Annotated in this window: 10 protein-coding genes; 4 read left to right on the plus strand and 6 right to left on the minus strand. The window is 31.7% G+C overall.

Features of this window, described 5'->3' with window-relative positions; translation table 11 throughout:
- Position 1: 1 nt before the first annotated feature.
- The 3 genes from ACKTTV_RS20445 to ACKTTV_RS20455 all read right to left on the minus strand — a co-directional run bounded on the left by ACKTTV_RS20445 (position 2) and on the right by ACKTTV_RS20455 (position 4,221).
- Complete coding sequence (locus ACKTTV_RS20445) at positions 2-457, minus strand: hypothetical protein (RefSeq protein WP_408032745.1); 456 nt, start codon at positions 455-457, stop codon at positions 2-4.
- Between the two features lie 523 nt (positions 458-980).
- The gene (locus ACKTTV_RS20450) at positions 981-1,436 is read right to left on the minus strand and encodes a hypothetical protein (RefSeq protein WP_408032746.1); all 456 of its coding nucleotides are present in this window, start codon (positions 1,434-1,436) and stop codon (positions 981-983) included.
- A gap of 40 nt (positions 1,437-1,476) precedes the next feature.
- A complete protein-coding gene (locus ACKTTV_RS20455) occupies positions 1,477-4,221 on the minus strand; it encodes a CHAT domain-containing protein (RefSeq protein ID WP_408032747.1) in 2,745 nt (914 codons plus the stop codon).
- 83 nt (positions 4,222-4,304) lie between these two features.
- On the opposite strand from ACKTTV_RS20455, the gene ACKTTV_RS20460 reads away from it, so the two are divergent.
- The 4 genes from ACKTTV_RS20460 (at position 4,305) to ACKTTV_RS20475 (ending at position 11,836) form a co-directional block, all read left to right on the plus strand.
- A complete protein-coding gene (locus tag ACKTTV_RS20460) occupies positions 4,305-4,865 on the plus strand; it encodes an RNA polymerase sigma factor (protein WP_408032748.1) in 561 nt (186 codons plus the stop codon).
- Positions 4,862-5,656 carry a tetratricopeptide repeat protein gene (locus tag ACKTTV_RS20465; protein WP_408032749.1) on the plus strand — a complete coding sequence of 265 codons (795 nt, stop codon included), beginning with the start codon at positions 4,862-4,864 and terminating at the stop codon, positions 5,654-5,656. Before ACKTTV_RS20460 ends, ACKTTV_RS20465 begins: the two co-directional genes overlap by 4 nt.
- A gap of 303 nt (positions 5,657-5,959) precedes the next feature.
- Positions 5,960-10,378, plus strand: coding sequence for a hypothetical protein (locus ACKTTV_RS20470; RefSeq protein ID WP_408032750.1), 4,419 nt, complete (start codon positions 5,960-5,962; stop codon positions 10,376-10,378).
- Between the two features lie 33 nt (positions 10,379-10,411).
- Complete coding sequence (locus tag ACKTTV_RS20475) at positions 10,412-11,836, plus strand: hypothetical protein (protein ID WP_408032751.1); 1,425 nt, start codon at positions 10,412-10,414, stop codon at positions 11,834-11,836.
- 76 nt (positions 11,837-11,912) lie between these two features.
- On the opposite strand, the gene uvrA is transcribed toward ACKTTV_RS20475, so the two are convergent.
- From uvrA to ACKTTV_RS20490, 3 genes are all read right to left on the minus strand, one after another.
- Complete coding sequence (uvrA, locus tag ACKTTV_RS20480; protein ID WP_408032752.1) at positions 11,913-14,741, minus strand: excinuclease ABC subunit UvrA; 2,829 nt, start codon at positions 14,739-14,741, stop codon at positions 11,913-11,915.
- An 80-nt stretch (positions 14,742-14,821) separates the two neighbouring features.
- A complete protein-coding gene (locus ACKTTV_RS20485; protein ID WP_408032753.1) occupies positions 14,822-15,553 on the minus strand; it encodes a tetratricopeptide repeat protein in 732 nt (243 codons plus the stop codon).
- Entirely contained in the window at positions 15,553-16,140 is a 588-nt protein-coding gene (locus ACKTTV_RS20490; protein ID WP_408032754.1) for an RNA polymerase sigma factor, read from the minus strand. Before ACKTTV_RS20490 ends, ACKTTV_RS20485 begins: the two co-directional genes overlap by 1 nt.
- Positions 16,141-16,252 lie beyond the last annotated feature (112 nt).

The raw sequence follows: 16,252 nt of genomic DNA on the forward strand, positions 1-16,252 counted from the left end.
GTTAAAAGTTCGGTTGGAATGGACTAAATCCTTCACAATCTAAAGTCAAAGACAAACCAATAAGACCGCATCCTTCGGCTATTTGACTTGCTTCATTTTGTGTATAAACTGGCAAGTTTGGATCTCTGTCATCATCATCAGAAGCTGCATTATTGTTCTGGGTTCCAGGATTAATTATAACACTGTAAATAGTAACGAACTCAGCATTAGAGTTCATTGGACATTGCTCAATTGGACCAAGGGACCCTCCTAGGCTACTTATTAAACATTGTCTGCGAGCATTTCTTTCTGAGCTAGATAGGTTGAAAGGGTACACAAGTAATACGGTAGAAGAGTAAAAACTGTCTTCCGAAACATTTGTATAATTCGATTGATTTTTGGTATTAACCACATAACTAGATAAAATTAACATCAAAGTTACAATCCCCAAAACTCTAAACATTTTGATTGCTTTCATAAAATAAAAATTTTTGTTTTCTATAATTCATGTTCATTAACATGAAATTTGTTACCCCACAACAAATATAATTTTTTATTTTTGATTAATTTAAAACCTTCATCTTGATATGTTTCGTTTGGAAAAGAAAAACTACTTAAAATGCAAATTATACTTAGTTAACTATTACTAAAGAGGACTGATGTTTTTCTCAAATTAAACGAATCTAAGAAAACAAGAAATAGAAAAATAAATTATACAGTAAAGCTATTTCACTTAATATCATTACGTTTTATAATTCTTTTTTTCAAGAAAAGAAATAGTAAGACAACAAAAATAAGGATAATGGAAATGTATAAAATAACATTACTTTCAAAAACAGGATTGGTATCACCAATCAATACAAAAGAAGCCCAGTAATAACGAGGACGGAAAGATAATTTTCTTTTAATATTTTTATTTCTAATTATTGTTATTTGGGAAATAGTGAAGAGCAAAAAAAGAAGGTAAGACCTTCTTTTTTTGTTTTGTTAAGATTGTGTTTCTAATTAAGACCAGTAGGGATTAAGAGAGAGTCAAGATCGTCGCAATCTTTATCCTTAGCAGCTGACAACATACCGCTCTGCATTGCTTTTATTTGTAATTCCATATCACTGGGTAAATATGAACTATTTGGAGTTTGGTAATCTTCATCATCCTGCACATGAGCACCACCAGTAGGACCTATTATATAAATTCGTAAAATTTCGATATTCGCATTTTGCGGACATTTAGTGATTTCAAGAAGGTTCCAACCATGTATAAATTTATCTCTAGCATAATTTCGTTCTTTTTCGCTATATGAACTCGGATAAGCTACAAGGACATTTATTATGTTGGGATTTTCTGATGATTTTATAGTTTTAGGTTCGTTATAATTGTTATTTTTATAATTAAAACTATAAAATATTAAAGATAGCATTAATAACCCTAAAGTAATGAAGATAGATTTTGTTTTCATATTGCTTAATATTTTATTTATTTATTGATATGTTCTTGTTTTAAAAATTTGTTACCCATTTTTTATTGTAGAATTTAAAAACAACTAATAGAATTACTAAAATAGCCATTGAAAGTAAAAATAGTTCAAAATAATAATCTTCAAAAACAGGATTGGTATCACCAATTAATATAAAAGAAGCCCAATAATAAGGTGATTTTTCAGAAAGACTATGGTTTTTGAGGTAAGATCTTTTGGCATTATTTAGAGCCAATGTTTTGGGTTGATTGTCTTTTAGGTTTTTATAAAAATTAGTCATGATTTCTGACGTACTGGCGTCATTAATTTTCCAAAGAGAAGAAACTACGGAGTTTGCTCCAGAGTGGAAGAAACCTCTCGCTAAACTTAATACACCTTCACCTTTTTTAATTTCTCCTAGATTAGTTTCACAAGCGCTTAAAACAACCAAATCGGCATTGTTTTTATAGGTGTACAATTCATGTAAAGGTAAAATTGAATCGTAAAACTGAATTTGGGGATTGCCACTAGCATTAGCATGAGTCGCTAGGTGAATAATCTTTGAATTAGGGCTATAATTTATAAAGTTTCTTTTACTGGCATTATTGAATTCAAGGAAATCTCCGCTAATTATACCTTCAATATTATTAGATTCTTTTTCTGTAAACGGAAGTGAAGAAATAGTAGTATTACCAAATTTTATAGGAGAATAAAAAGAGATATCATTACTAGTCTTTCTAATCAAATCTTTATTTAATTCTGAAAAAGTTAACGAATAGGCGTAACTGATATTGCAATCTTGGATTAAATATCGAAACGAATCCTTTTCAGAAATTAAAGCTTCCAAAGGTGTATTCTCTAAAGTGACATCAGGGACAATAAGTACGTTCTTCTGTTGTATTAGGTTTTTGATTTCTGAAGTTGGAAATAGCTGATTATATAAAAAAGATGCGGTCAATTTAAATTCATTTAATTCTTCTTTAGTTTTTAAAGGAGTGGAAAGAAGTTTTCTATATGTGCTTAGACTCTCGATAGTTTTCTCACTATCTGGAGCTTTGAGTGGGATAGTTTTGTTTTTTGTAATTGCCAATCCGATTAAATTAGATTTGGTCTCACCAATTTCCATATTACTCATGGAGAAGCTGATAATAACATCATTTTTGTCTAAACTTTTCTTTAGGGTTTCTAAAGTTATAGGTTCAATTTTTTGATCAGGAGATGTGTATTCAGGGTAGATTTTTTGTATCGAATCTTTAAAGTTCTGATAAATTGTTTTTAAACTAAAAATAGAATCCCTAAGGTCAAAGTTCTCTGAGTTATCTAGTCTTTCTTCATAGGAGAGTATCGTTCTTCTTAAATCATTATCCCTTTTAGTTAATTGAAAAGGTAAGTTTAATAATTGTCTTTTTTTTGAAATTTCTTGTAATAATAAAAACGTTTTACTTACTTCCATAAATCTAAACATTAATTCCTTATCATTCAGTAGGTAAGCTGAGAGGGTAGATAAGTTAAAGCTATCATAAACTTCTTCTCTCCAAAGATACTTTGTGTCAATTTCTGTAGTGTTGTAGTTTATCAGAAGTGTAATGAAATCATTCAGTAGGGAGGTGTTTTTTATAAGCTTTTTAAGGAAAGATAAGTTATTTGTTTTTAAATACAATTTAAATAATATGGTTGATTTTAGAGCCAATGAAGAAACAGCCACTCTTTTGTCTTTTGTGTTTAATAACTCTCTAGAAGTTAATATTCGTATATCAGAATTGCGTTTAGTCAAAAAACATAAGTTTAATGATTTTTCAATATGATTCAAAGATTTTTCTAATACGTTTTTCTTTAAATAAAATAAAGAAATGTTTTTATGTGTTTCGTTAGCTATGGACTCTCCGTCTAAATTAAAAGACAGGCTTTTACTGAAATAATACAGAGAGCTATCGTTGTCCATTTTTAAATATAATTCACCTAGATTGGAATAGATAATTGATGTAAGGTAATGGTCATTCAGTTTTTTAGCTAAGTTCAAACCTTTATTATAATGGAAATTTGCTTTTTTCGAGTTCAAGAAATGATTCGAGGTGTAAAGATTTCCAAAACCGTTTTGAAGATTGTATAGATGAGATTTATTAAAGGAGGTATTTGAGTTTGTTTTAATAATACTATCTATGTTATTAAGATAGTATAAGCCCCGAGCAATGCTTTTTTTTGAGTTTAATTTATTACATACGAGTGCGAAATTAATGGAATGAGCCAAAAGACTTTTAATAGTCCCGTGCTTTTCAATCAAAGGCAGTCCCTTTAAATAATAGTTAAGTGATTTGTGATAGTCCCCTTGTAGAAAATAAATGTACCCAACTTGACAATAAGATTGAGCTGATTTAAATTTTGAAGCATCCGAATTTATTGACTTTTTATAAAAATCTAAAGCAATATTGTATTCTTTTTTTAAAAAATTATACTTGCCAATATTGTAAAGAATGTTGGAGTAATCGGAATTCTTAAGTCCTACATTTTCCAAAACAGATTTCTCAACGAGACCATATTTTATTCCTAAATCAAAATTTTGTCTTTCTCTATAAAAGAAATAAGAAAAACCATGAGCATTTTTTGCAAATAGAGCATCCTTTTTTTCAAAAGCAGATAGAATACTATCAGCGTAAGTTTCTGTTATACTGATTTTTTTATCAAGTTCTAAAAGTTCTTTATATGAGTATTGAGAGTATGTTTTAAGAGAACAAAGTGTTAAACTTAAAGAAAGGAATAAATGATAAATAAATTTATTGAAGAAACACATAACCAAAACCAATCTACAATTTAAGAGAAAATTCGCATGGGAGCAAATATAATTTTTTTATTTTTGATTGTTAAAATTTCAAAATGGACGGAAAAACTTTCTTAAAAGCTTTAGAAACCAACAATTCAAAAATTATCAATCAAATTTATCAAAAGAATTTTTTTAGTATCAAAAACTTTATTCTCCAGAATAAGGGGAGTATTGAAGATGCGGAAGATGTTTTTCAAAAAGCTCTATTGCAAATAGCTGTTCGTTTAAAAAGGGAAAATTTTGAAATAAATACGAGTTTTGATGGTTTTTTGTATACTGTTTGTAGAAATTTATGGAGAAGAGAGTTAAATAAAAATAAAAACAGGGTAACAAACAACGAAGTTGTGGAACGTGTAAGTGAAGAGCGAGAAAATGCCGAGGCCTATTTAGAAATAAAAAAGCAAGAGTTGTTTATTGAAAAGATGGGGAAACTATCAGAAAATTGTAAGCATATACTCAATTTGTTCTTCGCCAAACTATCTTATGCCGAAATTTTAACCAAAACAGAATATAGTTCAGAAACTGTAATACGACAACGAGTGTTTAAATGTAAAAAGAAGCTTACGGAGCTTATAAAATCGGATACTCGTTACTTAAAACTAGCTGCCATATGAGCTTAGAAGAAGACATACTAATTGAGCGTTATCTAAAAAACGAATTAGATAATAAGGAAAGAACTGTCTTTGAAGAACGTTTGAAAAAGGATAGCGAATTCAATGAAAAGGTAAGTTTTGAAAAAGAATTGTTTAGTTCTTTTAATGAGAATGAATGGAATTTTCATCATGATAATGAGGAAGATGTAAAAGATTTAGAAAGCTATTTTGAGAAGAAAGAAGTAAAGGAATTACAACAGAATATTAAAAGTAGTTTCGAATCTATTAAAAAAAAGAACTCACCGAAGATTAAAAGATTGTATTATGTTTTAGCTGTTGCTGCTAGTATAGCATTACTTTTAGGTGTTTTCCTAAACCCATTTAATCCTGCACCAAATTCAAACGAGCTTTTTGCTCATTATTCTTCTCAAGAATTACCGACTTTTGTAAATAGAGGAGATAATAGCTTGGATGAATTGGTAAAAGCTGAAAACTACTATAAAGAAAAAGACTATGCAAAAGCATCTGAGATTTTTAATAACGCACTTGAAAAAGGCAAAGCATCTGCGAATGTTTATATTTATTCAGGGCTATCCTATATTCAGCTAGGAGAACAAAAAAAGTCGGAAGAGATTTTCGATAGTTTAATCAATAGTGACTTAATAGATGCGGAAAAGGGGTATTGGTATAAAGCCTTATTATACCTTAAGTCAAACAATGCTCAAGAAGCAAAAAAAGAACTTAACTATATAGTAAAAAACACATTATATAATACCCAAAAAGCAAGAGAATTACTTGAGAAAATAGATTGATTCAGGTTTTAAAAAGCTGTTTTTTAAATAAATAGCGATTGTTTTTTTAAAAAAATATTTGATTCAGTTGAAAAAAACTGTATTTTAGCGCCCAGATTTTATAGAAGTCCCCCAGAGAAGGTTTTAGATAAACTAAAATCAAAACAGAGTAAAAAATTAATACTTATAAGTAGTAGAAAGGGGTTTACTGTGTTGCGTAGGGCTATATAAAATAAGAAGAGACTTCCTTATGTAATTTTTCAGTACTATTTACCGTCTAAACTGCTTAATAAGTGGAAACTAGAATTAAAATCATTAGGGGGTATGGTAAAAAGAATTACTTTTTTTGTTTTTGTAATTGCTTTTAATTTTCAAAACATTTATGGTCAATTTGTTGTTGGTGCATCGCAAATAGATAATGCAGCACAATTTGAAGTTGTTGCTGCAAATAAAGGGGTATTGCTACCAAGAGTTCAATTAACAGGAACAAATGATGTAACAACAGTTAGTAACGTGTCAATAGGTTCAAAAGAGAGCTTATTAGTGTATAATACTGCTACGATAAACGATGTTGTTCCAGGATATTACTATTGGGATAAAAATAGATGGGTTCCTTTGAGTGGAACGGATAATCAAAACCTAACTTTATCGGGAAGTAACTTAAGTATTGAAGGAGGAAATAGTGTTTCACTTTCTTCATTAGATACTGATGATCAAACATTATCTCTATCTGGAAACAACTTAAGTATTTCACAAGGTAACTCTGTGAGTTTATCGGGAATAAATACCGATGATCAGAATTTAACATTATCGGGAAGTAACTTAAGTATTGAAGGAGGAAATAGTGTTTCACTTTCTTCATTAGATACTGACGATCAAACATTATCTTTATCTGGAAACAACTTAAGTATTTCACAAGGTAATTCTGTAAGCTTATCAGGAATAAATACCGATGATCAGAATTTAACATTATCAGGGAGTAATTTGAGTATTGAAGGAGGAAATAGTGTTTCACTTTCTTCATTAGATACTGATAATCAAACTCTTTCTCTTTCAGGGACTAATCTTGCTATTCAGGATGGGAATACAGTTAGTTTGAGCGGTTTACTTGATGATTTGGGAAATCACACCGCTACAAAAACACTTGATATGAGTGGGCAAAGTATTTCGGACGGTAATGTTATCACTGCTGGAGGAACAAATGAAGGTAAATCTTCTATTCGACAAGGTGGAGCAAATAATACGGGATACTTAGAAGTAAGAAAAGCAGATAACACTAGATTAGGTTATATAGGATACAATAATACCAATTTACAGTACAATTCAGAAAATGGAGCAGATCACTATTTTAGTGGAGGAAATATCCAGATTAGAAACACTAAAGGATCTGATATTATAAATGTTCTATCAGGTGGAGATGGTATAGGTTGGGGAAACAGAGGTAACGATTATGGAATTAACTTCCAAACGGGTTCGTCGGTTCAATCAGGAAACCTTGCACGTATAAGTGCTGGTGATGTTTCTTCGGGTTCTAATTCTGGTAATAGGTATTTAGGGTTTCAAGTTGGAAGAAAAACTGAAAACTCTGATACAAAATTATTGTATTTACTAGGTCAAACTAATGGAACTCAAAGAGTGGGAATACTTAATGAAAGTCCTACTGCAACCTTAGATGTGAATGGAAACGCAAGAATAAGAACCGTTGCTACTGGAGCGGATAGTGATCAAGTATTAACGGTAGATGCTAATGGAAATATAAGAAAAGTAACAGCTGAAAAAATAGGTTCAAAAGGAGATACAGACGATCAAACTTTAAGTTTTGCTGGCACAACTTTAAGTATTTCTGAAGGAAATAATGTAAACTTATCAGGATTAAAAGATGATTTAGGAAACCATAATGCAACGACAAGATTATGGATGAATGGACAAGAAATTCAAGGTGCTGGAAGTAATACTTTAATTAATGGAGTAGAAGTAGGTCAAGTAGGTCATGGAGGATCATGGCTTGGTTTGGCAAACAAAAATCAAGCTACAACAACCGGATATGCTTTAATTCAAAATAATTCTGGTCAAACATTATTAAATACGCAATCAGGTGAAAAAATAGGTTTTAGAGTTGCAAACGCAGAGAAAATGACGATGACTTCTGCAGGTAATTTTGGTATCGGAGTAACTTCTCCTTCAGCCAAGTTAGATGTGAATGGAAATGCAAGAATAAGATCAATTGCTGGAGGAACAACGTCAGACCAAGTTTTAACGGTTGATGGAAATGGTAATGTAAGAAAGGTTGCCATGTCATCTGTTGGTGGACAAGGAAATACTGATGATCAGAATTTAACATTCTCTGGAAATAACTTAAGTATTGAGGGAGGAAACTCAGTTAATTTATCTTCATTAAAAGATAATTTAGGAAACCATACGGCAACAACGACATTAGAAATGTCTAAGAAAAAAATAGCCAATGTTGGTCATATTGAATTTGCTTCGGGATCTGGTGCTAGAGAAGGATATATAGGGAATGATAATAATAACATGCAATATGTTGCAGAACAAGGAGCTCACCTTTTTCAAGGAGGAAATGTTGGGGTTGGTGTTGCACCATCTTTTAAACTTCATGTAAATGGAAGAACGAAACTTGATGGTTCTGATGCAGGAACATGGATTGAAGCTGGAGCTACAGATTGGTTTTTAGGGCGAAGTGGTTCTGATTTGAGGTTTTATAATAATGGAGATAGACTAACAATGAAACCTAATGGAAATGTAGGTATTGGAGTGGCGTCTCCATCTTCTAAATTGGATGTTAATGGAAATGCCAGAATTAGATCAATTGCTGGTGGAGCAGCATCAGATCAAGTTTTAACAGTTGATGGTAGCGGAAATGTAAGAAAGGTTGCTATGTCTACAGTTGGTGGGCAAGGAAATACTGACGATCAAAATTTAACATTCTCTGGAAATAACTTAAGTATTGAAGGAGGGAATTCAGTTAATTTAGGCTCTTTAAAAGATAATTTAGGAAATCATAATGCTTCAACAAGACTTTGGATGAATGGAAACGAAATTCAAGGTGCTGGAAGTAACACTTTAATTAACGGTGTGGAAGTAGGTCAAGTAGGACATGGAGGAACATGGCTTGGTTTGGCAAACAAAAATCAAGCTACGACTACTGGTTATGCTTTAATTCATAGTAACTCTGGACAAACATTATTAAATACTCAGAATGGACAAAAAATAGGTTTTAGAGTTGCAAACGCAGAGAAAATGACGATGACTTCCGCAGGTAATTTCGGTATCGGAGTAACTTCACCTTCTGCAAAGTTAGATGTTAATGGAAATGCTAGAATTAGATCAATTTCGGGAGGAACAACTTCGGATCAGGTTTTGACTGTTGATGGAAGTGGAAATGTCAGAAAAATAGCAATGTCTACAGTGGGAGGACAAGGAGGAAGTGATAACCAAACGTTATCTTTTTCTGGAACTACTTTATCGATTAATCGTGGAAATTCTGTAAATCTTAATTCATTAAAAGATAATTTAGGAAACCATTCAGCAACAACAACTTTGAACATGAATAGAAATAAAGTAGCTAATGTTGATCATATCGAATTTAAAAAGTCTGGTGGTGATGGTAGTCGTGAAGGATATATTGGTTACAATAATACAAATATGCAGTATGTCTCAGAACAGGGGAACCACTTGTTTAAAGGAGGTCAAGTAAATATTGCTAATTTACCAAATGTTTCAGGTTCTACGTTTGCAACAGTTACAGAAAATGATGGAACCCTAAGAAAGCAATCTTGGGAAAGTATAAAGAATTGGATTGTAAGTCAAGTGCCAGGTGGTTCAGATGGTGATGCTTGGGGAGTTAACGGAGAAGATCGTACAAGTAATATTTCTAGGACAGGAAATGTAGGTATCGGCGGAGCTCCTTCATTTAAACTTCATGTAAGAGGAAGAGCAAAACTAGATGGATCGGATGCAGGTACTTGGATTGAAGGAGGAGCTAATGATTGGTTTTTAGGACGTAATAGTGCCGATTTAAGAATTTATAATAACGGAGATAAAGTTACCTTTAAACCTAATGGAGATGTTGGTATAGGTACTTCTAGTCCTGAATCAAAATTGACAGTTGTTGGTAATGGAAGAATAAAATCGGATCAACCTAATTTATTTTTAGATAGAGATGGTAAAGCCGTTTGGAGAATATATGTTAATAATGGAGCAGGAGGAATCGATGCAAATGATTTAATTATTAGAAAGCAAGGAGCTGGTACTCCGTTTATGGTTTTTAACGATGTTGCTGAAAATTTAGCAATTGGAGGAGCAAATGCGCAAGGCCATAAACTTAGAGTTTGGGGAAAGGTTAGAGCTACTTCTTTCCGTTCTGATTCAAAGAATTACCCAGATTATGTTTTCGACCATTATTATGATGGAAAATCATCATTAAATGATGCCTATAAATTTCCAAGTTTAGAGCAGGTAGAAAAGTTTGCTAAAGAAAATCATCACCTTCCTGGAGTTACGCCTTATAGTGGTGTAAAAGATGGAATTGACTTATCAGAACTTTCGGTTCAGAACTTAGAAAAAGTAGAAGAACTGTATCTTCATGTTATTGAGTTGAATAAGACAATCAAGTCATTAAAAGAGGAAAACAAGGAACTAAATAAGAAGTTAGATTCGGAAATGTCTCAGATGAATGAGCGCATAGAACAACTTTCTAAATTGATTAAAAAGTCTTCAAAGTAATAGTAATGTAATTTGATTAAAATTAGTTTCTATATGGAAGATCGATTAAGAATAAAATTAAAAACATTGAATATTAAAATAGAACATAGCATTTCTTTTTTATTGTTTATGATGTTCGTTTTTATAGGACATGAGACTTGTGCTCAAAAAAACATAGTGTCTAATGAAAACAGGAACGAAGGTATTTCAGCTACTTATGATGAACTCTTGGTGAGCTCAACGGGTAATTTGATTAACAATGGAGAACTATACGTTTATAATGATCTCAGCAATGAAGGAGAGATTTCATTTGAAACTCAGAGCTCCGTATTTAATTTTAAAGGACAAGAACCTCAAAAAGTGTCAGGTTCTGGGAGTTCGTTATTTAGCAATGTACTTTTAGATAACTCAAGTGAAAAAGCACCTTTTTCTATTGAAAAGAATATTACCATTCAGGGAAATGTAGATTTTAAGGATGGGGTTGTTGCTTACAATTCAAATGGGTTAATGATTTTCGATGAAACTGCGAATGTATTGAATGTTTCACAGGAAAGTTTTGTAGTTGATAGGGTTCGAAAAAAGGGAAATCAAGAATTCGTATTTCCTGTTGGAGATCATAGATCGACAAATTATGTTTATCGAAAACTTAAAATGGATGCAACTTCTAGTGCTTCTTCTATTATTGATGCCCAGTATTTTTGGGAAAACCCAGGAGGTTCTTACAATACGAATTTAAAAGAGGATAAAATTGAAATTGTTGACAATCAAGAATATTGGGTAGTTGATGATTTTAATGGGAGTTCTCTACCTGATTTGACCTTTTATTGGGATGCAGCAACAACACCATCGTCAATTTTGGTTTCCGATTTTATTGATAGAATTACAGTAGCACGATGGGATGGAGAGAAATGGATACAGGAAGAGATAGTGAGTGTAGATGCTGCAAGTTCTTCAATAAAAATTAAGCCTTCTGGTGATGGACCGTTTACTTTTGCATTATTGAAAACTGTGCTTCCTGATTACTTTCCAACACTGTTTACAAGTAAAACACAAGTAGTAGGAGCAAAGGGAAGAATAGATTTTGTTGTTTTTGTAGGTGAGGCAAATGGAGAGAATTCCAATGGTATTAATCCTATTGAACTTAGGATTTCGGATAGCGATCGTTTTCAGTTCAGTTTTGATGAAAACTTAACTACGTTAAATGGACAAACTTTGGATAACTCTGATTGGAACTACGTTTTAGAAAGAGGTCTGCACAAGTTTAGGTACATAGGTAATGGTGGGATTTTTCCAGGAAATAGTATTTCAAAAATTGGAATAAAAGCAGTTTTTGTTTCTCCGTCAAATTCTACAGGAGAAGTTCCTTTGAAAGTTACGATTAAGGCAGATTCAGGAGGACAGCAATTTACAGGTAATGATAATGATCAAGATATCATTCGATATACTTCTAATTCTGCTTCTGAGGGGGAAAAGGATTAAAAAAATATAAACTTAAAACTGATCATATATTTAATTTCCATGAATATATTGTTTTAACCAGTGGGTGTGATTTTTATCACACCCTTTTTAATTCCTTTTTTAAAAACTTAGCTGTATAACTCTTTTTATGTTTTACGATTTCTTCCGGAGTACCTGATACTAATATTTTTCCGCCGCCTTTTCCTCCTTCTAAACCAACATCAATAATGTGATCGGCTAATTTAATTACATCAAGATTGTGTTCAATAATAAGTACTGTATTTCCTTTATCAGTTAATTTATTCAATACTTCCATTAACACTCTAATATCCTCAAAATGTAACCCAGTTGTTGGTTCATCAAGTATGTAGAACGTATTTCCTGTGTCTTTTTTAGAAAGTTCGCTAGCTAATTTAATACGTTGCGCTTCTCCTCCTGATAGTGTTGTAGATTGTTGTCCAAGTGTAATATAGCCTAGTCCAACATCTTTAATCGTTTTTAACTTTCTGAATATTTTAGGAATATGCTCGAAGAAATCTACAGCATCATTAATAGTCATTTCTAACACATCAGAAATAGACTTTCCTTTATATCTAATTTCTAAAGTTTCACGATTAAAACGTTTTCCTTGACAAGTTTCACATTCAACATGTACATCAGGTAAAAAGTTCATTTCGATAACACGAACACCACCTCCTTGACAAGTTTCGCAACGACCTCCTTTTACATTAAAGCTAAATCTACCAGGTTTATAACCTCTTATAGATGCCTCAGGTGTTTTAGCAAATAAACTTCTAATTTCACTAAAAACTCCTGTGTAAGTTGCAGGATTCGATCTAGGGGTTCTACCAATTGGTGACTGATCAATGTCAATAACTTTATCAATATGCTCCAGTCCTTCTATACTTTTGTAAGGCATAGGCTTTTTTACACCTCTGTATATATGAGCATTTAATATAGGGTAGAGAGTTTCGTTAATTAAGGTAGATTTTCCACTACCAGAAACTCCAGTAACGCAAATCATTTTTCCAAGAGGAAATTCAACAGAAACATTTTTCAAATTATTTCCTGAGGCACCCTTTAATTTAATGAAATTACCGTTTCCTTCTCTTCTTTTTTTAGGTACTTCTATTTGCTTTCTTCTAGATAAATAGTCTGCGGTAAGGGTGTTATGAGATTTTAAATCATCAAAAGTACCTTCGCTCACTATTTCACCACCATGCCTTCCAGCACCAGGACCAATATCTAGGACAAAATCCGCATGTTTGATCATGTCTTCATCATGCTCAACTACTAAAACAGAATTTCCAACATCACGTAATTTTACCAAAGAATTAATTAGTTTTTCATTATCTCTTTGGTGTAAACCAATACTTGGTTCATCTAGAATATATAATACACCTACTAACTGAGAACCAATTTGAGTAGCCAATCTAATTCTTTGAGCTTCTCCTCCTGAAAGTGATTTAGAGGTTCTGTCAAGGGTTAAATAATCTAGTCCTACATCCAGTAAAAATTGAATTCTAGTTCGTATTTCTTTTAATATTTCAGTTGCAATTTTTAGCTGTTTTTCTGAAAGCTTAGACTCAATGTTTTCAAACCAATTAAATAGTTCTGTAACATCCATCTGAGCTAACTGACTTATATTCTTATCATTGATTTTAAAATGTAGCGCTTCCTTTTTTAAACGTTTACCGTTACAAACAGAACAAGAAACTTCATCCATAAATCCCTTAGCCCATCTTTTAATAGATGAACTATCTGAGTTTTTGTATTGATTTTGAATAAAGGAAATAATTCCCTCAAAATCTATTTCATATTTTCGCGTAACTCCGGCTGTCTTTGATTGAATTGAAAATGTTTCTTTTCCGCCATTTAAAATTACATTCAAAGCCTCCTCAGGAATGCTCGAAATTGGGTCAGACAATTTAAACTTATATCTTTCTGCAATGGTTTGCAGTTGTTTGAATATCCAACTGTTTTTTTGTTCTCCAAGAGGAATAATTCCGCCATTTTTAATAGAAATACTATCATCAGGAATAACCTTCTTAAGGTTTATTTCATTGGTGGTACCGAGTCCATTACAATGATCACAAGCACCTTTAGGAGAATTAAATGAAAATGTATTTGGTTCAGGGTTTGGATATGCAATGCCAGTAGTAGGACACATGAGTTCTCTACTAAAATATCTTGGTTTTACATCATCAACATCAATAACCATTAAAATATTGTCGCCCGTATACAAGGCAGTTTTAATAGTTTCTTCCAAGCGTTTTTCCGAATCTTTATTAACAACGAGTCGATCAATTACTACTTCAATATCATGAGTTTTATATCGATCAAGCTTCATCCCTTTTTCAATTTCTCTTATCTCACCATCAACACGAACTCTTACAAAACCTTGTTTGGCTATTTGTTCAAATAGCTCTCTATAATGACCTTTTCGAGATTTGATTAACGGGGCAAGAACAGCAATGCGTTTACCTTCAAAATCTTTGAGGATAAGCTCTTTGATTTGTTCGTCTGAATAGCTAACCATTTTTTCGCCTGTGTTATATGAATAAGCATCAGAAGCACGAGAAAAAAGTAAACGGAGAAAGTCATAAATCTCTGTAATTGTTCCTACAGTCGATCTAGGGCTCTTATTTGTGGTTTTTTGTTCTATGGAAATAACTGGAGATAAACCATCAATTTTATCTACATCAGGTCGTTCAAGCCCTCCTAAAAATTGACGAGCATATGCTGAAAATGTTTCTATATATCGACGTTGCCCTTCAGCATAAATAGTGTCAAAAGCTAAAGACGATTTACCACTTCCACTCAAACCAGTAATAACCACTAGTTTTTCACGAGGAATTTTTAAATCAATATTCTTTAAATTGTGGGCTCTCGCCCCATAAACCTCAATGTATTCTTGCTCTTTCAAATTCAGTTATTTATGGAAAAAAGCAAATTTACGGAATACTTATGTATTTTTAACTAGCTAGTTATACATAAAAATCAAGATTATTTTAGTTTTGAAATTAGTGGTTTAGCCAAATCAAATTCCGGGCTGTTTTTATCAATTTTTGATAAAATATTCTTACAAGATTGATAGTCCTTCTGTTTTAATTTACTCAAAGAAAGATACCAGATAGCGGTATTTTTATATGCTGAGTTTCTTTCGGAAATACTTGAAAGAATATTATCAGCTTTTTGAAACTCATTGAGCTCAATTAATGAGAATCCATAATAAAGCTTAAATTCAGTATTATTTTCATCAAGTTGAATCAATTCATAAAGATATTTCGATGCACTTTTAAAATCTTTATGGTTAAAACTATTTTCAGCTTTAGTTGCCAATTCATTTTCACTATTTCTAACTGTAATATCTATTGAGCGATAAGTAACAAAACTATCATAGCTTGGATCTTCCATAGATGTTTGGTACATATATATAGCAAAGATGATTGTGAAGAGAACGGCAGCATATTTCGCAAAAGTAAAAATGACTCCTTTTTTTGTGGAGTGTGGTTTACTGAAATAGCTATTGGATGCTTTATTGAGGTTCTTTTTAAAAGAAGCTAATTCATCTTCTTTTTCTATTGTGTTTTTTAAGAAATTATGAGTTTCTTTATATAGAAGAAATTCTTTCTCAAATTCAATATCTGAAGAGACTTTTTCGTTAAATGAAGTTAGTTCTTCTTCCGATAATTCATCATTTAAATATTTGTCGAAAAGTAAATATTGATCCTCCATTATAAATTATTCTTTATTTGATGATAAGAAGAAGACTCCTTGATTAATTTGGTTAATTTTCCGATGCATTGCGATTTCTTTTTTCTCGCATACGCATACGATATGTTTAAAGTAGAAGCAACTACTTCCATTGATTTTAGCTTAAAACTTGTATTTAGTAAATCTTTACAAGCTTTGCCAAGTTTATCGAACATAGCATTAAACAAAGTTTGCTTCTGTTCAAAAATGGAAGTTTCAAAAATTAAATCTTCAATCTCTTCACCTTTAAATAAATCTTCATTTTGAATTGTTACCCTTTTGTTCGATTTTTTTTTAAGCTCATTTAGCCATTTTCGCTTACATAACAGGAAAAAATAAGCATCGAAAGGACAGGTTAATCGAAGTTCGTTATGAGTAGCTTGTTTGTAAATGGTTATTAAAACTTCTTGGATAACATCCTCAGCATTTATTTGATTTCCATTATTTCTTATAATAAAATGAATTACTTTCGGAGCAAACTTCTCATAAATCATTTTAATAATAAACGAATTGTTTTGCGCCAAACCATCAATATATTTTTGGTCTTCGTGTATCTGATTTTTAGACATACAAGCTTCACATTTTTGCTAATTTAATAAAAAAGGGGTAACAAAATTTTACCTGAGGTTATATAGCAGTAAATAACATTAAAACATAAAAGTTATGGGAACTTTAAAAAAA

Origin of the sequence: Tenacibaculum xiamenense, from assembly GCF_964513065.1 — a bacterium.
GTDB lineage: Bacteria > Bacteroidota > Bacteroidia > Flavobacteriales > Flavobacteriaceae > Polaribacter > Polaribacter xiamenense.

Excerpts from the sequence above, each read along its gene's own strand:
- ACKTTV_RS20485 (WP_408032753.1), bottom strand. The coding sequence starts at position 15,553 with ATGGAGGATCAATATTTACTTTTCGACAAATATTTAAATGATGAATTA.
- ACKTTV_RS20465 (WP_408032749.1), top strand. The coding sequence starts at position 4,862 with ATGAGCTTAGAAGAAGACATACTAATTGAGCGTTATCTAAAAAACGAA.
- ACKTTV_RS20445 (WP_408032745.1), bottom strand. The coding sequence starts at position 457 with ATGAAAGCAATCAAAATGTTTAGAGTTTTGGGGATTGTAACTTTGATG.
- ACKTTV_RS20490 (WP_408032754.1), bottom strand. The coding sequence starts at position 16,140 with ATGTCTAAAAATCAGATACACGAAGACCAAAAATATATTGATGGTTTG.
- ACKTTV_RS20475 (WP_408032751.1), top strand. The coding sequence starts at position 10,412 with ATGGAAGATCGATTAAGAATAAAATTAAAAACATTGAATATTAAAATA.
- ACKTTV_RS20470 (WP_408032750.1), top strand. The coding sequence starts at position 5,960 with ATGGTAAAAAGAATTACTTTTTTTGTTTTTGTAATTGCTTTTAATTTT.
- ACKTTV_RS20460 (WP_408032748.1), top strand. The coding sequence starts at position 4,305 with ATGGACGGAAAAACTTTCTTAAAAGCTTTAGAAACCAACAATTCAAAA.
- ACKTTV_RS20450 (WP_408032746.1), bottom strand. The coding sequence starts at position 1,436 with ATGAAAACAAAATCTATCTTCATTACTTTAGGGTTATTAATGCTATCT.
- ACKTTV_RS20455 (WP_408032747.1), bottom strand. The coding sequence starts at position 4,221 with ATGTGTTTCTTCAATAAATTTATTTATCATTTATTCCTTTCTTTAAGT.